Below are 22,216 nucleotides of genomic sequence, written 5' to 3'. Positions count from 1 at the left end.
ATGGACGTATTTTATAATCCTCAAGGTGTAGGCGATGTGCTTATCGTACCTGTGAAACAAGGCGACCGTTTGACTACGACTTTTGAAAGAAAAGGCGATATTGTCAGAATTACCGATCAACAAGACGGATCTATTCTTGGTTACAATATTTTTAATGCATCATCTCACTTCCAGCTTGCAGAACATGGGAAGATCCAATTGACCGAAGACTTGTTGAGCAAAGTGAAGCGTTTATTCGAGGAAAACAACTTGGAAGACTCTTTAAACTTTGACCTTACACCTAAATTCGTGGTTGGTTACGTCAAAGAGAAAGAACAGCATGAAAATGCAGATAAACTGAGCGTTTGTCAGGTGGATGTCGGAGAAGAGACATTACAAATCGTTTGTGGCGCGCCTAATATCGATAAAGGACAATATGTGGTCGTAGCAAAAGTTGGTGCCACGATGCCAAGCGGCATGAATATTAAAGACGCTGAATTGAGGGGAGTACCTTCAAGCGGGATGATCTGCTCTGCTAAAGAGCTGGGTCTGGACAATGCCTCTGAGAAGAAAGGGATTCTTGTTTTAGAAGGTAATCAAGAGCCTGGGAAGCCGTTTGAACTTTAGCTGATAGAAGCAAAGAGAACTTATGAACTAAGTCCTTTGCTTCTTTTTATTTATTTTAAATAGAATGTAAACCAATTATTCTGCCAAACCTGTTAAAATGGTATATAACAATACTTATATAGAGATAAAAGGAAAGTGTGAGAAAACATGTGGAATAATTTTAAGAATAAATTCAAAAATCTTTTTGACGATCAGGAAGAAACTAATTCAGACAACCCGAAGAATGTGTCCAAGGAGCAAGAGACTAAAGAGTCCCATGCTAATACAAGAATGACTTATAAATATCCAAAGCAGGGGAATTTCCGTTTCCCTGTCATTCCAGACAGAATCACTCAGGAAGAACAAAGTGATTCGCAGGAGCATGAATCCAGGAGTATAAAACGTGCTCAACCTATGGATGACGATGATCAATTCAAACCATCTTATCGCAGAAAAAGGAACAGGAGTTGGGAGAAGGAAGAAGAGAATCATAAGAAAAAAGAGAAACCGGCCGTTTCTCCTGAACCATTTACACCGTCGGATGTTCCTTCCCCTGTATACGGCTATCATCCAAGAGCTAAGCCTGCTACTAACTTTGAGGAACTTGCAGAAATGAACGATAAGTCTACCCATACTTCAATTATGGAGCAGGCCAGATACGACGAAGAGCATTGGCAGAGAGTACGTCAGCGGGTATTGGGTAAAATTGAGTCGAGCAAGCAAGTCGATAAAGGAAGTCAGCGTGAAGAAAACGAAGATTCAAGTTCTAATTCACAAATGGAAAGCGAAAAAGAAACTTCTATTGAAAAACACCCCTTCGCTAATGAAGCAGTAGAAGAACGGCCTGAAGAATCAGAGGAAGTTACATCTTTTTCTCAAAAAAAAGTTGAACTAGAAGAGGGAAGAGGTGAAAGAGAACTGCCGGCTATGGAGCCGACTGCCGAGGAATATGTAGAAGATGTTGATGCTCAGCCTACTGTGGAGGAAGAGATAACTGCAGAGGGTAAGGCAGCAAATGTTGTCCCGTTACCTGAGCCGGCGGAAGCCTCTACATCAGACCAAGAAAGTAAGACTGCAGTTGAACCTGTAAAGAGAAAAGAGAACAAACCTAACCGACCTTCATTAGGGCGGAATTCGGAAAGGAAAAGTGTTCCGTTTAATGTGGTGATGACACCCCGAGATAAGCGAACGCGCGATCAAAAAAAAACTCTAAATAAGGGTTCTGAAACTGAAAAAAGCAAAATCCATCAACAAGCTGAAGTAAAACGGCAAACTTATGCCACTCCTCTTCATTTGCTGAATGATAAGGCCAAACGATCCAGTGATGACGATCAATGGGTTCAAGAACAGATGGAGAGACTTGAAACTACCCTTCGTCAATTCCATGTAAAAGCAAAAGTAGTGCATGCCATGAAGGGACCATCTGTAACCAGGTTTGAAGTTCAGCCTGAACCGGGCGTGAAGGTGAGTAAAATCACTAATTTGTCTGATGACATAAAACTGAGTATGGCTGCTCGCGATATTCGAATTGAAGCGCCTATTCCAGGGAAGCAGGCGGTAGGTATCGAAGTACCGAACCGTCACCCTGAAATGGTAGGCCTTCAGGAAATTTTTGAATCTGACAAGTTTACGAAAGAGACCTCTCCTCTTTCCGTGGGACTTGGACTTGACATCGGCGGCGATTCCGTCGTGACCAATCTGAAAAAAATGCCTCACGGCCTTATTGCAGGTGCAACGGGATCAGGTAAAAGTGTATGTATAAATACTATTCTTATTAGCATGCTCTATAAAGCTCATCATGATGATGTGAAATTCCTGCTTATAGATCCAAAAATGGTCGAACTGGCTCCTTATAACGGACTGCCGCACCTTGTTTCTCCTGTGATCACAGATGTGAAAGCTGCGACCAGTGCGTTGAAGTGGGCTGTGAAAGAAATGGAAGAACGTTATGAGAAATTCGTAGCTGAAGGCGCAAGAGATGTTGAACGCTTCAACGAAAAAATGATTCAACAAGGAAGATCATCAGAGAAGCTCCCTTATCTCGTCATCGTCATTGATGAACTGGCCGATTTAATGATGGTGTCACCGCAGGATGTGGAAGATGCCATATGCAGGATTGCTCAGAAGGCCAGGGCTTGTGGCATTCACTTACTGCTTGCTACCCAGCGTCCATCAGTTGATGTAATTACAGGGTTAATTAAAGCGAACATTCCTACGCGTATTGCTTTCAGTGTATCTTCTCAAGTCGATTCTCGAACGATTATTGATACGGGCGGTGCAGAAAAACTCTTAGGAAAAGGCGATATGCTCTTTATTGAGAATGGTTCAGGGCAATCTGTGAGAATACAAGGAGCTTTCGTATCGGATGAAGAAATTGAAAGAATTACAGGGTATGTTAAAAAAATAGCTCCGCCTAATTATTTGTTCGAACAGGAAGAGTTACTCCAGCAAGTCTCTAGTGAGGAAGATACGGACGAACTTTTTGATGAAGCGGTCCGCTTTGTCCTTGAGCATAACGGAGCAAGTGCTTCTCTACTTCAACGCCGTTTCAAAGTCGGATACAATCGAGCTGCCCGTTTAATCGATCAAATGGCTGACTACGGTATCATATCCGAATCAAAAGGCAGTAAACCTAGAGATATCCTATTAACGAAGCAGCAAGTTGATGAAATGATGGTGCGTTAAAGCCGAATAGAGGTTAGGGCTTGTTAAATACCTCCCGATTCTATATGATAAACAAAGAATATATTAATGGGCGATTGAACCTAAATGTCTAAGGAGTTACGTCATGAAGGAAATAGAAAGAAAGTTAAATGGAGAAATATCTCGTTTAACGAATACCACTTTCAAATTTGATGAACGAGTAAAGGAAGGCTGGTTCTCAGCGGTTTATTTTTTAAAGACTAAAGAAATCGTTGAGAATCATTTAGAGGACAATATCGTTACAATGCAGTTTTTCCAGAAAGATCATGGAGTGCTGTGTGGTTCTGATGAAGCGATAGCTTTGATTCATGAGTTCTCGGACCATCCCGAGGAACTGGAGATTCATTCTCTTAAAGATGGAGATAAAATCGAACCTTACGAAACCGTATTGACTATAACTGGGCCGTACCAGTATTTCGGTTATTTAGAGGGAATCATAGATGGAATTTTAGCTAGAAGGACTTCTGTTGCTACGAATGTGTATAATGTCGTTAAAGCTGCAAGGGCCTCTGGCAAGCAAAAGCCGATAATTTTTATGGGAGATCGTGACGACCACTTCACCCAGCAGGCTGGCGATGGTTACTCCGCTTTTATAGGAGGTTCTACGGCACAAGCTACTCAAGCTATGAACGAATGGTGGGGAAAACAGGGTATGGGAACGATGCCTCACGCCTTGATCCAAATGTTTAAGGGAGACGTAGTGGCTGCTTCCAAAGCGTATCAAAGCCAATATCCTAATGACAGCTTGATGGCGCTGGTTGATTATAATAACGATGTGATCACAGACTCTTTAAAGGTAGCCAGGGAGTTCGGAGACGAATTAAAAGGCGTTCGACTCGACACGTCACGTAATCTTGTCGATAAATACTTCTTAAGAAACCAGCATCTGATGGGGACTTTCGATCCGAGAGGTGTCAATCCTGAACTTGTATTCGCTTTGCGACGTGCGCTGGATGAAGAAGGGTTTACACATGTAAAGATCGTAGTAAGCGGCGGATTTACAGAAGATCGCATACGTTCTTTTGAAAAGCTCGGTGTACCTGTAGACATGTACGGCGTAGGAGGGAGCCTTCTTAAGATCGGTATCGGCTTTACTGGAGATAACGTGATTATGAACGGAGATCATGAGGCTAAGGAAGGACGACGTTACAAACCGAATCCTCGATTGGAAAAGGTACCTTATCTTAGTGGAAATTAAAGAATGTTATAGAAGAAGCTTGCTCTTTTTGGAATCTTTAAAGGGAGTAAGCTTCATGTCGTTTTGCGCTTTTTCTTGAGCGGAGAACATGGTAAAATAAATTATTGATTGACGAAACTATGAATATGTATAAGAAGCATTCGCATGCTAAGAATCAATACATATAATACGTAAAGTGTTCCACTTTATTTTGGAGGTTCGGTTTTTATGACAACTTACCATTTTGTTGGTATAAAAGGAACAGGAATGAGTGCTTTAGCACAAATATTGAATGATTCTGGAGAACATGTGCAAGGTTCAGATATAGATAAATATTTCTTTACACAGGCTGCTTTAGAGGCTCAGAACATCGAAGTGATGCCTTTTTCCGCCGCAAATATCCAAGAAGGTTTAACGGTCATCGCCGGTAATGCCTTCAAAGACGATCATGAGGAAATTGTTAAGGCGAAGGAATTGGGTCTACCTTATTATCGTTATCATGAATTCCTTGGTGAATGGTTGAAGCAATACACAAGTATTGCTGTAACAGGTGCTCACGGTAAAACATCAACGACCGGCCTGCTTTCTCATGTGCTTAATGAAAATTATCCTACATCCTACTTAATTGGGGACGGAACAGGCAGAGGAAATGAAAATAGTCAATATTTTGTTTTTGAAGCTTGCGAATACCGCAGACATTTTCTTGAGTATTATCCAGATTATGCAATCATGACAAATATTGATTTCGATCACCCTGATTATTTCACGAGCATAGAAGATGTATTCCAGGCTTTTCAGCAGATGGCAAAGCAAGTGAAAAAAGGAATCATAGCTTGCGGCGATGATGAACATTTGCAGCATATTCAGGCGAATGTACCTGTCTTGTATTATGGATTGGCTGATACAAATGATTTCCAGGCACAGAATATTACAGAAGATGAAAATGGCACTACCTTTGATGTATTTGTGAGAAATACGTATTACGCAACCTTCACTATTCCTCAATTTGGAACCCATACTGTGTTGAATGCTTTAAGCGTAGTGGCTATTTGTCACTATGAGGAGATGACGATCGAACAGATCAGTAAATTATCATCTTTCTCTGGTGTGAAACGCCGCTTTACAGAAAAAAATTGGAAAAAACAAGTGTTAGTAGATGATTACGCTCATCACCCTATTGAAATTACAGCCACAATTGACTCTGCCAGAAAAAAATATCCAGGGCGTGAAGTCGTAGCTATTTTTCAACCGCACACTTATACGAGGACTAAAACTTTCTTGAAAGAGTTCGCTGAAAGTTTGAAGCTTGCTGATGCCGTTTACTTATGTGATATTTTCGGCTCTGCACGTGAAGATAGCGGAAAGCTTACGATAGAGAACCTTCAGGAACTTATTCCTCAGGCACAAATTTTGGACGTAGCTGAAACAGATCACCTTTCAGAGCATGAGGAAGGTATCATGTTGTTTATGGGTGCAGGTGATATACAGAAATTCCAGAACGCTTATGAAGAAATAAGCTGAGGAATAGCTGTTAAACGATTATAGTCTATGAAAAAGCGCGAGGATGTTTCCCGTGCTTTTTCTTAATTATTTATAAACGCTGACGTAATGTTCCAATAGAGTGTTATTCTACAGTATGGCAGGATAGCGCAAGACTCGGTTTCGAGATAGTCTGGGTTCGTTGCCGTATTGAGAGTCAGAGGTGGTTGAGAATCTACTCGCTTTCCTGTGGGGGAAGTGGCGAGATTCCTCGGGCTTGCAGCCCTGTGGGATCTCACCTACATCCTTCTCCCACGGGAGTCTCGCAGCTTCCCAATCACCCCATTCGATGAAGATGAGAAACGAACCTCCCGTTAAAAATTGAGCGACTTAACCGATTCCTATCCGATGAAAATATTGTATTCTGCCTCAAGTTTATTAATAATAGACCAATGTTAAGGCAATCAGTATGCCACTATCAAAGTTCACTTATCATGAAGTTGCAAGGACGTAAATAATTGGAACATACGAGGTACTCATCTCTAAAGTTTCCATTTACTGATTATGGCACGCTACATGGACGGAGGGGATGTATCTCACTACCTAGCCATGTTCTGGGTGGAAAACTTCATTATTAATTTTTTCTGTGTTCTTAGGTACTGAATTCCTGTCATAAGAGTTTCCGTTTTACTAATGATGGTAAAGAGCTCCGGGAAATCGCGAGACTCCTGTGGGAAGAGAGTGCTTGGTGAGACCCCGGAGAGCGAAGCTCGAGGATGCTCACCGCTCTCCCACGGAAAGGGAGTGATTTCCCGGAGCTCTTCCCGCTGTTAAAAATAACGGAAACAGTCCAAACATCTCGAAACTGAGTCTTCCGCTAAAGGGAGCTTATATGTGATAAATTACAAAATGGTAAAAAGAGTTAAAAATAAAAAGGATTTCTTCTTTTCTTATCGAATATTAAATTTAATACCCAAATAAGTTTATAATTTACTGTTTTGGGTAAATACTAATGTGGTAAATACATATGTGGAGGAGTGTATTACCATGGATATGGTTATCATCTTGTACGTTTCAGCTTTAATTGCGGCTCTTGCATTTGGTGTCTTAGTTATATTTCTTGCAAGAACGCTCGTGGCGGTCCGCCGCACAATGAATAATGTAGCCGATACTCTTGAAGGGGTGGAAAAGCAAATGGAGGGCATCACCCTGGAAACGACCGCATTACTAAATAAGACGAACAAATTAGCAGAAGATGTTAGTGTAAAGTCACAAAGTTTGAACCCTTTAGTAGACGGTGTGAAAGGAATCGGTGAAACTGTTCAAGAATTTAACCACTCCATACGCTCCATATCAAAAGGTTTAACTCGTTCTGCTCATAATCACACAGATTCGGCGGCTCAAGCCATGAAGTGGGGGCAGGTAGCGATTAACTTGTGGAAAAAAGCTAGGAAAGAAGACGTAAATCAAACAGGAGGTAAGGTATAATGAGTACAACTAATCAAGTAACTAAAGAAAACCAGGAGAACAGTACTGCAGGAAGAGATTTTGTTTTAGGTTCCCTTATTGGAGGTATAGTAGGTGCGGTAGTCGCTCTACTTGTTGCACCTAAATCAGGCCGTGAACTTAGAGGTAATATCAACGAAAGTTCAAGCGAGTGGAAAGCGCGCGCTGGTGAGTGGAAAGACCGCGCGGTTGAATCTTCTTCACAACTTTCTAAAAACGTCGGCGAAAAATCCCAAGAACTTGGTTCTAAGGTGAAAGAATCTACAAAAGGTATACAAGAGAAGGTTAAAAGCTATAAGAGCAATGAAGATGAAGAAGCTGAAAAAGCTGCCCAAGAAGTAGCCGAAGCAATTGAAGAGGCTGCTCAGGAGCTTGAAAAACAACAAAGCTCGACATCATCCTCCAATATTTAATCTTACGTCAGAGGCTTACGGGCCTCTGTCTTTTTTAATATCAGTAAAGGAGCTGGAAAATGAGTATTTTATTAAATAGCAAGGAAGAGTTTAATAAAGTGAATCAATCGGAAGATAAATTTTTTTTGATGAAACATAGTCTCACGTGCCCGATTAGTGCCATGGCGAAAAAAGAGTTCGATCAGTTCAGTGAACAAACCTCTGCTGTCTGTTATGTCCTTCATGTGCAAGAATCGAGAGAACTCAGTCATTTTATTGCTGAAGAGTTTAATGTACGCCATGAATCTCCTCAGGCTCTATATTTTGAAGACAAAGAAGTGAAATGGCATGACAGCCATAACCAAATAAAAACCGATGTATTAAAAGCCGTATCAAGTTAATAGCCGTTCATTTTTGAACGGCTGATCTCTTTTGTAGGGTAGAGCAGAACATCCTGCCAAAGAAAGCTTTTATACTTTTAAAAAAATAAATCTCAATGAATATCCTTTAAAAGGGTGACAACTTCCATTATTTTAGCTATAATTGTCCCTAATTATCTTTGAATTATAAACATAATATTATTACACACATCTTTTAGGAGGACTAAATATGAGTAATCAACAATTAGACGAGCTGCGCGGCCAGCTTGAAGAGGTTAATTTGCAGCTTTTGAATTTAATCAATAAACGCGGTGAACTGGTAAAGGATATCGGTCAGATCAAGGAAAAACAAGGGATGAATCGTTTTGACCCAGTTCGTGAGCGAGTCATGTTTGATCAATTGACAGAGAAAAATGACGGTCCTTTTGAGGACTCTACGATTACTTCTCTATTCAAGGAAATTTTCAAAGCAGGTCTTGAACTTCAAGAAGACGATCATAGAAAAGCATTGCTTGTATCACGTAAGAAAAAGCCTGAAGATACGATCGTTGACATTAAAGGAGATCGTATCGGTGATGGCAACCCTCACTTTGTTATGGGACCTTGTGCGGTTGAGAGCTATGAGCAAGTATCTCAAGTAGCTGAAGCAGTTAAAAAACAGGGAATCAAGCTGCTTCGTGGAGGAGCCTTCAAACCGAGAACTTCTCCTTACGACTTCCAGGGCCTTGGATTAGAGGGCCTCAAGATATTAAAGGAAGCAGCGGATGAACATGACTTAGCAGTAGTGAGTGAGATAGTAAACCCTGCAGATATAGAAAAAGCTGTAGAGTACCTCGATGTTATTCAAATTGGTGCAAGAAATATGCAGAACTTTGAATTATTGAAAGCGGCAGGTTCTGTTAACAAACCCGTGCTTTTAAAGAGAGGACTTTCTGCAACGATTTCTGAATTCATCAACGCAGCAGAGTACATCATTTCAAGAGGTAACGAGAATATCATCCTGTGTGAAAGAGGAATCCGCACTTACGAAAAAGCGACTCGTAACACATTGGATATTTCAGCGGTTCCAATCCTTAAACAAGAAACTCACTTGCCTGTCCTTGTGGATGTAACACATTCTACTGGTAGAAGAGATTTACTGCTTCCGACAGCAAAAGCAGCATTAGCTGTAGGTGCAGATGGTGTAATGGCTGAAGTACATCCTGATCCAGCCGTCGCATTGTCCGATTCAGCTCAGCAAATGGATATCCCAACCTTTGAGAATTTCATGAAAGAGCTTAAGAAATAAGCATTTATTTCAAAGTCAGGCTATTAAATCAGCCTGACTTATTTTTTTGTTGAATGAAAATCCGTTATAATAGGTAAGGTATGCATATAGAAGTATAAATAGTCGAACATTGCGGAACGAGAATAACTATCGTATGATTATTTTATCAAATATGTAGTCTGTCAATCGACGAAGGAGGATGCAGTATGAATGTAACAATATATGATGTAGCAAGAGAAGCAAATGTTTCCATGGCTACTGTTTCTCGTGTAGTAAACGGAAACCCGAATGTAAAGCCTGCTACGAGAAAGAAAGTACACGAAGCCATAGAACGTTTGGGTTATCGACCAAATGCAGTAGCGAGAGGGCTTGCTAGTAAAAAAACTACAACCGTAGGTGTAATAATACCTGATATTTCCAGCATATTCTTTGCCGAACTGGCTCGGGGAATTGAAGATATAGCTACTATGTACAATTACAATATTATTCTGAGTAATTCAGATCAGAATAAAGATAAAGAGCTGCATTTGATTAATGCCATGCTTGGAAAACAAGTGGACGGCCTTGTTTTCATGGGAGGAAAGATAACGGAGGATCACACTCGTGAATTCAAGAACGCCTCAGTACCTTTGGCTTTGGCAGCAACTATCGATGAGTCGGGAGAAACGCCCTCTGTGAATATTGATTATGAAAAAGCTTCTTATGAAGTTACAGAACTTCTGCTTTCCCACGGTCATACCCGCATAGCTTTTGTGTCAGGACCAGAGAATACGGAAATTAATTATCAAAAAGAGGAAGGCTACAAAAAAGCTTTGCGTGATAAAGGCCTGAAGGTTGATGATAATTTGATTACAACAGGAGACTACTCCTATGATTCAGGACTAGAAGCATTTGAACAGCTGTGGAGTGCTGAAGAGAAACCACAGTCTATATTTGTAGCTTCAGATGAAATGGCTCTGGGTGTTATCCATGGTGCTCAGGACCGTGGTTTAAACGTTCCAGAGGATGTCGAAGTATTTGGTTTTGATAATACCCGACTGGCAACGATGATTCGCCCGACATTATCAACGGTGGTGCAGCCGATGTATGATATAGGAGCGGTAGCTATGAGACTGCTGACGAAATTAATGGACAAAGAAGAAGTAGAGGAACAAAATGTGACATTACCTCACCGAATTGTCGAGAGGAACTCAACTCAAAGAAAATAGTGCCGATATAAATACTATCATGGTATTTATTAATCGGGGAGAGAGATAAATGAGGAAACGAGATCTATTGACTCCAATTGGTATAACTCTTGGATTTATTATGGTAATGTTCGGAATCGTAGCTAACGCAGGAGTTGGGGGCGCGGTTTCATTTATAGATATAGCATCAATTTTTATCGTAATAGGCGGTCTTATAGCTGCGCTGTTAGTCAACTTCAACTTTGCAGAATTGAAACTGAGCTTCAAAGTGATCAGAGAGGCCTTTAAGAGAAGTGATGCTAACCTAGTGCAGTTGATCCAATTGTTTGTCAAACTGTCTGAGAGAGCTCGTAGAGAAGGTCTGCTGGCATTAGAAGTTGAAGTAGAAGAAGTAGACGACCCTTTTATTAAAAAAGGTGTACTGCTGGCAGTAGACGGTATAGAGCCGGAAGTTATTAATGAAATTATGTCTGCTGAGATTACTGCAATGGAAGAACGACATTATCGTGGGCGTTCTCTTGTAGAAAAGGCAGGGGAGTATGCACCTGCCTGGGGGATGATCGGAACTTTGATCGGATTGGTATTGATGCTCGAATCATTGACCGACCCCGAGACACTTGGTCCAAAGATGGCAGTAGCTTTGCTTACAACATTATACGGGACGCTGCTGGCTAACCTCGTATTCATTCCGATGGCCGGTAAGCTTGCTAACAAAACGGATAAAGAAATTTTCTCTAAACAAGTCATAATCGAAGGCGTCATTGGAGTCCAATCTGGTCAGAATCCTAAGTTGTTAGAAGAAAAGCTGAGCGCATTTTTATCTGAAAAAGATAAAAGAGAAGCCGCAAAGGAAAAAGAGAAAATCGAAGAAGAGCAGATGAAGGAAACAGCAAATGAAGCTTAGAAGAGGCCAGCCTAAAAATTCAAAGGGGTCTCCTAAGTGGATGACGACATACGCCGACATGATAACTTTAATATTAGTATTTTTCATATTATTGTTTTCGATGTCCCAAATCAACTTAGTTAAATTCGACGCGGTTGCAGAATCCTTTCGAAACCGAATGATCTTCGATTCTTATCCATCCACAGTCGAAAATGACTACCCTACTGAACAAACTAAAATTCAGGAAAATGGCGAAGAAAGTAATGAATTTGAAGAACCAGCTGAAACACCTGATAATGTAGCAGCCGATGAAAATGATGAAGAAGATGAGGAAAAAAATGAATCAGAATCAGAAGCTGATTTAGATGAGTTACTCAACGAGGTTGATGAATTTTTAGAAAATAATGAGCTTCAGGATATTATATCCGCTTCTCGAACAGATAAGGGAGTAGTTCTTGTTTTACAGGAACAACTTCTCTTTGAAACCGGTGAAGCGACTATACTATCTTCAGGTGAGCCCTTTTTAAGTAAGGTGGGGCAGCTTTTAGGAAATGTACCTAATCATGTGGAAGTAGAAGGACATACAGATGATCGACCAATCTCTACCTTCCAATATCCTTCGAATTGGGAATTGTCAGCGGCTCGTGCAGGGAGCGTAATCAGATTTTTGACGAGTGATAATGAATCGCTTCAAGGCAGCAGGTTGTCAGCTGTAGCTTATGCTGATACAAGGCCGGTAGTACCTAATGATTCTCCAGAAAACTTGAGAGAGAATAGAAGAGTTGAAATTGTCATTTTAGACCCTGAATACTCTTCATAGATAAAGAAAGAGACTTCTTCGGAAGTCTCTTTCTTTATGAGTGTGTATCAAATTTTTGTTGATTGTGGATAAGCTTCATACAGCTTTCAAGTACTTTTTTGTTCTTCTCGGTGATTTCCTGTCTCCTGGGGATAGCTTCATAAGCATCAGCTGGGTCGCTCCATTGTTTAGGCAGTTCAACAGGGGATTGAGCTTCCCAATTCTTTATCCAACCCTGTGGCAAGTCTCCTTGAAAAGGCACACCAGAAGACATTACATTCCAAATTTGTGCCCACGCTCTTGGGACTACCCTCCAAATGTCATAGCCACCTCCGCCTAAAGCGACCCATTTACCACCACAGTATTCATGAGCGAATTTATGAGCGATTTCAGGGATCTTTTCATAAATTTTCATAGTTGAACATAAATGGGTTAAGGGGTCTAAGAAATGAGCGTCAGCACCATTTTGTGTAATAATGATGTCCGGTTTGAAAAACTCCATAATTTGTTTGAAAGCGTATTCATATACTTCTAGAAAAGAGTCATCTTCTGTGAACGCATCGATCGGCAAGTTAAAAGAATATCCATAGCCTTCTTTCAGTCCTCGTTCATTGACGTTACCTGTACCCGGGAACAAGTAGCGGCCAGTTTCGTGAATGGAAAATGTGCATACATTCGGGTCATCGTAAAAGGCCCATTGCACTCCGTCGCCGTGATGAGCATCTGTATCGACATATAGTACTTTGTAATCCGTCTTTTCTCGTATATATTTAATGCCTACTGCTCCATCATTATAGATGCAGAAGCCAGAGGCTTTCCTCTCGAAACCGTGATGAAGACCTCCGCCCAGATTAAGTACGTGGTCAGTCTCGCCGTTTAAGACAGAATCAATAGCTGTCAGCGTACTCCCTACTAAAAGAGAAGACGCTTCATGCATCCCTTCAAACATTGGTGTATCCTCAGTACCTATTCCATATTCCAAGCCTTCTTCTTCTGTTAAGTTTTCACTGCCAGCTTTTTTTACGGCTTCGACATATTTACTGCTATGAAAGAGGCATAGCTCCTCTTCTGTGGCAATTCTCGGTGTTAAAATGTGCTCATCTGATAAAGCATGTTCATTTTCAAGAAGATCTTTCGTCATGGCTACTCTCAGTTGGTTAAACGGATGATCGTCCTTGAACTTGTACTTCAATACATCATCCGAGAAAACGAATTTTGAACGGCAGCTCATGAAGTCATCCCCGGCATTTTAGGCCATAGAACTTCGTAACCTGATTCTTTTAAATCCTTAATAGTAGGTAAAGGATTCATGGTTTGAATACGAATCACAATAATTTTATAATTCGCATCAGGTTTATAAGGGTAGATGAGCACAGAACTTATATTTACTTTTCTTTTTCCAAACACTTGCATAACCTGAGGTAACATTCCAGGTTTATTTAGTACTTTGACTTCAATTTGAGAGCTTTGCACATGAGTTCCTGTTAGCTGTATCATAGTGTGCAGCATATCTTTTTCAGTTAAAATTCCGACTAGTTTATCGTTTCTCATAACGGGAACACATGCAATTTCTTGCTCGTAAAAAATGGATGCTACTTCTTCTACGAAATCAAGGGGATGAACCGTGGTGACAGGTGTCGTCATGATGGAATGGATAGGACTTTTCAATTGTTCCGACTCGGAAGGCTCATCAAGAATTGATGGACTCGCATCACGGACGTCCCGATCTGAGACAATCCCAATGACACAATAGCTTTCATCCACAATCGGTATATGACGGATATGATGCTCGTGTAAGAGTTGAAGTGCCTTTATTATGGGGTCGTCAGGTGTCAATGTGTGGACTTTTGTTTTCATGACTTCTTCTACTAACATGGTTAAACCCCCCGTGATTTACGATATTGGTTTCTTGTCAAAAAGCGTAGTTCATCAAACTTTTCAATGGAGGCTTCTGATACGTTAGAACCGATCCTAACCATCAAACAGTTTGCTGGATGAGAAATGATTTCTGGATCATCTGTGGGGGAAGGAGTAAGACCACCAGCGCCCATCATTTTTTCCATAACTTTACGATAATTCCATATACTCAGCTTGGTGCCTTTAAGGTCCCAGTGCCAGTAGTATTCGGTAGAAATAATAATGTAATTTTCCATAAAGGGATCCAACATGGAAAGTTTCAGCAGTCTAGAGCCTACACGAAATCCTCGGAATTCTGGAGCAACTTCTATGGCTCCTAATTCAATTAAATCTTCCATTTTTCCTTCAGACCATCGTTCCATAGGGTCAGGGTGCAAATAAGTAACGTATCCTACGATTGTTTGATCGTGGGTTGCTGCGATAATTCGTCCTTCGTCAAAGTCAGCTATACTTTGAAGCGCTTCAAATTGCTTAGCTGGAGGTCTAAATGCATTCAGTTTTTCATGAAAGCTATACTGAGCCAGTTCTTCTGAAGATAAAGGACCCAGAACTTCCATAGGGCCATATTCTGTGTCAAATGTTTGTTGATTAAAGGTTTTTTCATGTTCCATTGCTTCACCACCTATTGAAGAGATGAGAACTTCGTATAGTCTTCATTATACATGAAGAGAATAGAATTTAAATTATCTAAGGAAAAAAACTCCAGTCTTAATTTGGACTGAAGTTTTCAAGGAATTATTTAATTATTCTAGTGACTATTCTTCAGAGCCGTTATCCTCAGAACCTTCAGTAGAATCGTTTTCTTCATTATTTTCATCTTCGGAGCTTTCATCCTCTGATTCGTTACTATCGCTTGCATCACTGTTAGTGGAGAATGAATCTTCTTCACTCGACTCGTTTTCATTTTCGGACTCCTCATTTGATGAGTCTGAGTTATTTCCGCTCGGTTCGTTTTCATCCCCGGACTCATCGCTGGATGAGTCTGAGTTATTTCCGCTAGAGTCAGTTTCACTCCCGGACTCATCGCTGGATGAGTCTGAGTTACCTCCGCTAGAGTCAGTTTCACTCCCGGACTCATCGCTGGATGAGTCTGAGTTACCTCCGCTTGAGTCAGTTTCACTCCCGGACTCATCGCTGGAAGAACCTGAGTTACCTCCGCTAGAGTCAGTTTCACTCCCGGACTCATCGCTGGAAGAACCTGAGTTACCTCCGCTCGAGTTAGTACCATTCCCGGGCTCACCGCTGGATGAACCTGAGTTACCTCCGCTCGAGTTAGTACCATTCTCGGACTCACCACTGGATGAATCTGAGTTACCTCCGCTCGAGTCAGTTTCATTGTCGGATTCATTACTGGAGGAAACCGATCTTTCTGAATTATTATTCTCAGTTGCGCTGCTATTACTGGACGTGCCAGGACTACTTACCTCTGTTGTAGAGGAAAGACTGGAAGATTCTCCGAAATAATCTACAGCCCTTACAGCATATATGCCGTCTTGACCAGAGAAGGAATAACTTGTACTTCTAGTACTACCCACTCTTGAAAAAGAACCTCCAGGTGAAGAAGCACGGTACACCCTGTAACCCACTACATCATCACTAGATGACTGTGACCAGCTGATTGATGAAGAACCGGCTGAAACAGATCCTGGCGGCGATGGGTTTTCTCCGTCGTTTTCTATTTCACTAGACGATGCGCTCGAATCTAAAGAAGGAAGAGCAACATCGTCCCAAGCGTTTGAATTGGGTATCAAATGTTCTAATTTCTCTTCAGTATCCAAATCATTTTCTTCGAGGAACTCGGGTTTGATGGTCACGCCCGATCCTCCCTCTATGATGAATTCGCTTGGCGTATCATCTCCAGCAGGATATTGATTTCCTTTGATTTTAACAAAGTCACCGCCGTCGGTTAAACTGTCATCTTCTTCAGAAGGTGCAAACTCTGAAATATACAGGTCACTTTTTGTAATACCTACTGATTCACACAAATCGGATGCTAAAAGTCCTGAAGTTGCACAATAAGAGTTCGTCTCGATCCCCTCTGGTTCTTCGAAATCATTCTCAGGAACCATAAGATCCGGACGGATTTCAGAAACAGCATTGACTACATCCGCCCACAGCCCTGTGTTTCTGCTGCTGTAACCGTTGCTATCCAATTGTTCCTCGAAATCATATCCCATCCACATGCTCATAGTGACGTTAGGGTTAGTGGCTACGAACCAGGCATCTTTATACTCCTGGGAAGTACCCGTTTTACCTGCCCAGTCGACATCAGGATTTGATAATTGACCTGGTACACTGGCCGCAGTCCCGGAATCAAGAACATCTCTCATCATGTCCACCGTAAGATAAGAAGCTTGTGGACTGAACACTTCTTCTTTTTCAGATTCGTGCTCATAGAAGGTTTCTCCTTCTTTGGTTTCGATCTTTTCAATCATATACGCATCTACAAAATCCCCGTTGTTGCCAAACGTAGCGTAAGCATTCGTATTTTCTTCGTTTGTCACGTCAGACGTGCCTAAAACGAATGAAGGATTGACATAATCATTCTCATTAAAGGTAGTGAATCCCATTTTGTCCAAATAATTTTCACCTGGGTTTTCATCTAAAATATCCATGTATGCTTCGACGGCTGGTATGTTATACGATTTTTTCAAAGCTTCTCGAGAAGAAGTGAAGCCATTGTATCCATCGCCGTAGTTTTTTAGTTCCTTGCCACCTGTTGATTCTGGGTAGTTAAAAGGAACGTCAGCAAAAACAGAACCAGGATGAATCTCCCCCATATCGATACCTGGACCATATGCAGCCAATGGTTTCATTGTACTACCTGGTGAGCGAGAAGCCCGGGTTGCATGGTTCAACTGCTGCTCCTCGAAATCGCGCCCGCCAATAAAGCCAATAATTTTACCTGTTGTATTTTCGATAAGCGTACTTCCTACTTGGACGGGAATTTCCATATCTACTAGTTCACCTTCTGAATTCTCTACTGAAACAACTTTGTTTCTTCCATAATTATTATAATTATCTTTAACTTCCTGCATTACATCATAAACCTCTTGGTCGATTGTGGTATGGATTTTATATCCACCCGAGCTTAGCTGACGATCAGCTAAAGTACTGTACTCTTCGGCAAGCTCTTCATCTTCATTTAAATCAGAGAGGGAATCGCCATTTTCTTTAGCCAGCTGTTCCACAATAATTTCCTTAGCGCGTTTTTTTACTTCATCTGTTAAGAAAGGGTACTTGTCCCTTGACTTACTTTTCGGCTCTGTCAAACTCTCGGCCAAATCAAATTTTAGTGCTTCTTGATATTCCTCATCTGATATATATTCAGTGTCATGCATACGGCTTAACACTTCGTTCATCCGATCCAAACCCGGCTGGAGCTGTTCTTCAGATTTAGGTTCACCATTATTAAGAAATGGAGTGTAGCTGTATGGGTTTTGAGGAAGACCTGCTATAAAGGCTGCCTGAGGAATTGATAATTCATCAGCACTTACGCCGAATATCCCTTTTGCTGCCGTCTCAGCACCTGCTATGTTATCTCCATTGGCATTACGGCCGAATGGTACAATATTTAAGTATGCTTCTAAGATTTCATCTTTTTCAAAAAAACGTTCAATGCGCATGGCAATAAGCATTTCTTTTGCTTTTCTTTCGAAGGAAACTTCACTTGTCAGGATTTGATTTTTTACAATTTGCTGAGTAAGCGTACTTCCACCAGTTTGAGTCGAAGCGTTGGTTGCTTCTTGTACCATCGCTCGAAGCACAGCTTTTGGTACGATCCCATCATGATTATTGAAGTACTCATCTTCCGTAGCAATCACAGCTTCTTCCAGGTTATCACTGATATCATCGAGGGAAGACTCTTGACGATATAAATCGGTTCGTACATTACCTAGTAATTTTTCGTCTGAAAAATAAACTTGTGAGGTTTCTTCATAATTATAAATTTCTTCTTCCATTTCCTCCTGCGGCCTGGTCGGTTCGTCTTTGACAAGAGAGGCAAAGTATCCAGCACCTACACCCCCGGCAAAAAACAGACCTACTACACCGATGATAATAAAGAATAAAATCACATTCCATACTACATCATAGCCGATTCGCGTGGATCTTTGAATTTTTCCGGTCTGCCATAAAGCTTTCCAATCTATTTTTTTTCTACCATTATTCGGGCTGTTTGCCATTAAAAAACCTCCTAAATTACAGCCTTTATTATAACATAATGCTCGTATAACGGACATGATTCGATGAAAAATTATGTTGCTTTTTCAAAAGGGTTATGATATTAATTGTATACAGTTTAATGAGTGAGCGATGAAGGATTGCAGTAGAAAATTATTCCCTGGCAAAGAGAGCTGACGGATGGTGTGAGTCAGCGTAAAATAATTTTCGAATTACGATCGGGAGCATTCTTCTGGTGTAAATCAGAAGACGGTTGTATAAACCGTTATCAAACAGAGTGGCACATAGTGTGCAACAAGGGTGGTACCGCGAAAAGACCTCGTCCCTTTATAGGGGAGAGGTCTTTTTTGCGTGGAGAAAATAGTAAGGAGTGAAGGAATTTGGATATTTTACAGGATTTAGAAAAAAGAGGACTCGTCAACCAAATGACGGATGAAGAGGGTCTCCGCAAACATTTAAACGAACAACAGGTTACACTGTATTGTGGGTTTGATCCTACAGGAGACAGTCTGCATATAGGACATTTGCTTCCTGTATTAACGCTGAAACGGTTCCAGCAAGCAGGTCATCGTCCCATTGCTTTAGTAGGTGGTGGTACAGGGATGATCGGCGACCCCAGTGGCCGCTCAACAGAACGGCAGTTGAATTCAGCTGAAGTTGTTCTCGGTTACAGTGAAAAACTAAAAGGTCAATTAGCTGAAATTCTTAACTTTGATCAGGGTGAAAATTCCGCAGTAGCAAGGAACAACCATGAATGGTTATCGCAAATGACAGTAATCGACTTTTTAAGAGATACAGGCAAACACTTCGGTATTAACTACATGCTTGCCAAGGATTCCGTCGAGTCAAGAATTGAGAGTGGAATCAGTTTCACTGAATTTACGTACATGATTCTCCAATCGTTGGATTTTCAAAAACTAAATGAGAAGGAAAACTGCACTTTACAAATCGGCGGAAGTGATCAGTGGGGAAATATTACCGCTGGCCTCGAGCTTATCCGTCGCTCGGCAGCCGGAGAAAGAGAAGTTGAAGCTTACGGAATGACTATGCCTTTGATTACGAAGGCGGACGGTTCTAAATTCGGGAAAACCGCTGGAGGGGCTATCTGGCTTGACCGTGATAAAACGTCTCCATATGAGTTTTACCAATTCTGGATCAATACTGATGATCGCGATGTCATTCGCTTCTTGAATTTCTTCACGTTTTTAAGTCACGAAGAAATTGCGCAGCTTGAGGAAGAGGTAAAGAGTCAGCCTGAAAAGCGTGTAGCGCAAAAACGATTGGCGGAAGAGATGACAAAGCTTGTTCATGATGAAGATGCTTTAAAACAAGCAGAAAAAATTTCGGCAGCTCTTTTCAGTGGGGATATTAAGGAATTGACAGGTGAGGAAATAGAACAAGGATTTAAAGATGTTCCTGCTTACCAAACGGATGATAAAGAGCAAACACTTATCGATCTATTAGTGAATGCGGGTATTTCATCTTCAAAACGTCAGGCGAGGGAAGACATAAGTAATGGTGCTGTCTACATCAACGGGGAGCGAAACCAGGACTTAAAGCATCACCTTACGGATGAAGATCGAATTGAAGATAAATTTACAATCATCCGTCGTGGGAAAAAGAAATATTTCTTAATCCGTTACACTGTTTAATCAAACAAAACGAAGTATGTATAGCGTCAAAAAAATAGTATAAATAACAAACAAAAACGCTTGGGATTTTCTTTCCAAGCGTTTTTGTTTGTTGAATGGTCTTTTAAACTAAAGCTCCCTTTAGTGGAAGGCTCAGTTTCGAGACTTATGTATGGGGATATGGTGGCTTTAGAAAACGGATCGCTTTCCGTGGGCATGTGGTGAGCTTCCTCAGGCTTCGCCTTCCGGGATCTCACCTACCATGTACATCCCACAGGAGTCTCACCGTTTTCTAAAGCCACCATCCGATTGGAAGGTGCTCGAAACTATACCAAGCTTAAAAGTATTAGCAATATAATGGAATTATTAGTAAAAACCTTGTATTCCAAGAGTCTATCCTTTCCTCGGAACTTCTTGCCTTTACTAGGATAACGGAAATATTTTTGCGGTGCTTTCACTTAAAAAATAATTGCTCTGGAGTGATGCAAGAAAATATTTGAAACAATCCTAAAATGTAAGTTTATAACTAAAATGCTACTTCCATACCACTGGAGTTTAATGATCCCACTAATATTAAGTAGTTATTTTTAAAACGATTTCGAGAAGCGCATATATAGGGAGGGGCGGCGGGGAATGGGGAGACTCCTGTGGGAAGAGAGTGCTTGGTGAGATCCCGCAGGACGGGACGTCCGAGGAAGCTCACCGCGCTCCCACGTAAAGCGAGTCATTCCCCGCCGCCCTGATCCACTCACCAAATGTCTCGAAATCAAGTCTTCCACTATCCTGCCAGTTAGATTAAGAACAATTCTTCACAAACTCCATATTTATTCAACGTATTACCTAATTGGTCTATATAAATCAAAAGGGCAAATAATATACCAATTAACATGAAAATTAGCATGTGTTTTTTATTAGCTGTAAAAATTGCTAAGATATTTTAACAGTGAATTTTTACTTTTGAAAGTCATGTAAAAGAGCTTTTAAAATAAGTTTTACCAGCGATTGGCTGTTATATTAATTGCAGGTGAGGCAACAATAAGAGAGCTTCAAAAAATTGTTTTTGTGAGGTGGATATGAAGATGAACTATAAAAATATTCAGTGGTTACCGATCGTGGCGTCTGTAGGTATCGGTGCAGCAACCTACAGTATGATGACAGGCCAGTCCAATCAACTTACAAGCATGATTCAAGGAGCAGCCAAAGTGGCAGGCGGTATGCAGCAAAATTCTTAATACTGCTAAAATAAATAAGAACCAGAAACGTTATATGATGTTTCTGGTTCTTTTTAATTTTCTTTTCCGGTATAAAAAGAAAAGCCATTGAAATGTTGTGTTAACAACATTTCAATGGCTTTTTCTGTGTTAACCTGCATAGTGCAGAAATTAACGAGAGTAGAATTCAACGATAAGAGCTTCGTTGATTTCTGCTGGAAGCTCAGAACGTTCAGGATAGCGAGAGTAAGAACCTTCATGCTTTTCAGCATCGAATGCAAGGTATTCAGGTACGAAGTTATTCACTTCAACCGCTTCCTCTACGATATTCAATTTCTGAGATTTTTCACGAAGACCAATAGCTTGGCCTGGCTTCACGCGGTAAGACGGGATGTCTACGCGGCCGCCATCAACAGTAACGTGACCGTGGTTTACTAGCTGACGAGCTTGAGGGCGCGTACGAGCTAGACCTAAACGGTAAACAAGGTTATCCAAACGAGATTCAAGAAGAATCATGAAGTTTTCACCGTGGATCCCTTTCATGTTACCGGCCTCTTCGAACATGCGGCGGAATTGACGCTCAGTCAATCCATACATGAAACGAAGCTTCTGCTTCTCTTGAAGCTGAGTGCCGTATTCAGATAGTTTTTTGCGTTGGTTTGGACCATGTTGTCCAGGAGCGTAAGGGCGTTTTTCTAATTCCTTACCAGTCCCACTTAAAGAAATGCCATATCGACGTGATTTTTTCCAGGTAGATCCTGTAAAACGTGCCATAGGTATTTCCTCCTTTTATTTTATTTTGCATAAAATAAAAACAGTGTGTTCCTTATCACGCTGTACATTTTATTTTCATGCACCATCGCTCCAGCAGCAGAGAGTTACACGATGCACCTCAATTTGAGGAATAAAATGAAACA

The 22,216-nt window shown here is 41.0% G+C and carries 18 protein-coding genes and 1 other annotated feature; of the genes, 13 read left to right on the top strand and 5 right to left on the bottom strand.

What is annotated here, in order from left to right; genetic code table 11:
- The 11 genes from ytpR to motS all read left to right on the top strand — a co-directional run bounded on the left by ytpR (window position 1) and on the right by motS (window position 12,379).
- Window positions 1–606 (top strand): YtpR family tRNA-binding protein, encoded by a 606-nt coding sequence (gene ytpR / locus O2Q26_RS04270; protein ID WP_289214695.1) that lies wholly within the window; start codon window positions 1–3, stop codon window positions 604–606.
- Between the two features lie 147 nt (window positions 607–753).
- Entirely contained in the window at window positions 754–3,270 is a 2,517-nt protein-coding gene (locus O2Q26_RS04265) for a DNA translocase FtsK (RefSeq protein ID WP_289214694.1), read from the top strand.
- Between the two features lie 103 nt (window positions 3,271–3,373).
- Entirely contained in the window at window positions 3,374–4,486 is a 1,113-nt protein-coding gene (locus O2Q26_RS04260; RefSeq protein ID WP_289214693.1) for a nicotinate phosphoribosyltransferase, read from the top strand.
- Window positions 4,487–4,693: 207 nt separating this feature from the next.
- Window positions 4,694–5,986 (top strand): UDP-N-acetylmuramate--L-alanine ligase, encoded by a 1,293-nt coding sequence (gene murC, locus O2Q26_RS04255; protein ID WP_289214692.1) that lies wholly within the window; start codon window positions 4,694–4,696, stop codon window positions 5,984–5,986.
- Between the two features lie 1,005 nt (window positions 5,987–6,991).
- On the top strand, window positions 6,992–7,432 hold the full coding sequence (locus O2Q26_RS04250) for a DUF948 domain-containing protein (protein ID WP_352232205.1): 441 nt from the start codon (window positions 6,992–6,994) through the stop codon (window positions 7,430–7,432).
- Window positions 7,432–7,863 carry a YtxH domain-containing protein gene (locus O2Q26_RS04245; protein ID WP_253937093.1) on the top strand — a complete coding sequence of 144 codons (432 nt, stop codon included), beginning with the start codon at window positions 7,432–7,434 and terminating at the stop codon, window positions 7,861–7,863. Before O2Q26_RS04250 ends, O2Q26_RS04245 begins: the two co-directional genes overlap by 1 nt.
- Window positions 7,864–7,922: 59 nt before the next feature.
- The gene (gene ytxJ / locus O2Q26_RS04240; protein WP_289214691.1) at window positions 7,923–8,243 is read left to right on the top strand and encodes a bacillithiol system redox-active protein YtxJ; all 321 of its coding nucleotides are present in this window, start codon (window positions 7,923–7,925) and stop codon (window positions 8,241–8,243) included.
- A gap of 208 nt (window positions 8,244–8,451) precedes the next feature.
- Window positions 8,452–9,510, top strand: coding sequence for a bifunctional 3-deoxy-7-phosphoheptulonate synthase/chorismate mutase (locus O2Q26_RS04235; protein WP_253937095.1), 1,059 nt, complete (start codon window positions 8,452–8,454; stop codon window positions 9,508–9,510).
- Between the two features lie 185 nt (window positions 9,511–9,695).
- Window positions 9,696–10,697 (top strand): catabolite control protein A, encoded by a 1,002-nt coding sequence (ccpA, locus tag O2Q26_RS04230; RefSeq protein ID WP_289214690.1) that lies wholly within the window; start codon window positions 9,696–9,698, stop codon window positions 10,695–10,697.
- A 49-nt stretch (window positions 10,698–10,746) separates the two neighbouring features.
- Window positions 10,747–11,580, top strand: a complete 834-nt coding sequence (gene motP, locus O2Q26_RS04225) for a flagellar motor protein MotP (RefSeq protein WP_289214689.1) — start codon at window positions 10,747–10,749, stop codon at window positions 11,578–11,580.
- Complete coding sequence (motS, locus tag O2Q26_RS04220) at window positions 11,570–12,379, top strand: flagellar motor protein MotS (protein ID WP_289214688.1); 810 nt, start codon at window positions 11,570–11,572, stop codon at window positions 12,377–12,379. Before motP ends, motS begins: the two co-directional genes overlap by 11 nt.
- A 34-nt stretch (window positions 12,380–12,413) precedes the next feature.
- Here motS and O2Q26_RS04215 read toward each other — a convergent pair whose 3' ends face one another.
- The 4 genes from O2Q26_RS04215 to O2Q26_RS04200 form a co-directional block, all read right to left on the bottom strand.
- Window positions 12,414–13,589, bottom strand: a complete 1,176-nt coding sequence (locus O2Q26_RS04215; RefSeq protein WP_289214687.1) for an acetoin utilization protein AcuC — start codon at window positions 13,587–13,589, stop codon at window positions 12,414–12,416.
- Window positions 13,586–14,233, bottom strand: a complete 648-nt coding sequence (locus tag O2Q26_RS04210) for an acetoin utilization AcuB family protein (RefSeq protein WP_289214686.1) — start codon at window positions 14,231–14,233, stop codon at window positions 13,586–13,588. The genes O2Q26_RS04215 and O2Q26_RS04210 overlap by 4 nt, the downstream gene beginning before the upstream one ends.
- A gap of 2 nt (window positions 14,234–14,235) precedes the next feature.
- Entirely contained in the window at window positions 14,236–14,886 is a 651-nt protein-coding gene (locus tag O2Q26_RS04205) for a GNAT family N-acetyltransferase (protein WP_289214685.1), read from the bottom strand.
- 144 nt (window positions 14,887–15,030) lie between these two features.
- A complete protein-coding gene (locus tag O2Q26_RS04200) occupies window positions 15,031–18,459 on the bottom strand; it encodes a transglycosylase domain-containing protein (RefSeq protein ID WP_289214684.1) in 3,429 nt (1,142 codons plus the stop codon).
- 121 nt (window positions 18,460–18,580) lie between these two features.
- Window positions 18,581–18,787, top strand: a binding site (T-box leader).
- A 50-nt stretch (window positions 18,788–18,837) separates the two neighbouring features.
- Here O2Q26_RS04200 and tyrS point away from each other — a divergent pair.
- A complete protein-coding gene (gene tyrS, locus O2Q26_RS04195) occupies window positions 18,838–20,109 on the top strand; it encodes a tyrosine--tRNA ligase (RefSeq protein WP_289214683.1) in 1,272 nt (423 codons plus the stop codon).
- Between the two features lie 1,058 nt (window positions 20,110–21,167).
- Window positions 21,168–21,320 carry a hypothetical protein gene (locus tag O2Q26_RS04190; RefSeq protein ID WP_253937479.1) on the top strand — a complete coding sequence of 51 codons (153 nt, stop codon included), beginning with the start codon at window positions 21,168–21,170 and terminating at the stop codon, window positions 21,318–21,320.
- Between the two features lie 150 nt (window positions 21,321–21,470).
- On the opposite strand, the gene rpsD is transcribed toward O2Q26_RS04190, so the two are convergent.
- A complete protein-coding gene (gene rpsD, locus O2Q26_RS04185; RefSeq protein ID WP_253937480.1) occupies window positions 21,471–22,073 on the bottom strand; it encodes a 30S ribosomal protein S4 in 603 nt (200 codons plus the stop codon).
- Window positions 22,074–22,216 lie beyond the last annotated feature (143 nt).

The sequence above is a fragment of the Halobacillus campisalis genome (genome assembly GCF_030345335.1).
Lineage (GTDB): Bacteria > Bacillota > Bacilli > Bacillales > Halobacillaceae > Halobacillus_A > Halobacillus_A campisalis.
Note: the sequence above shows the minus strand (reverse complement) of the source record. Positions and strands in the feature narration are given on the sequence as shown.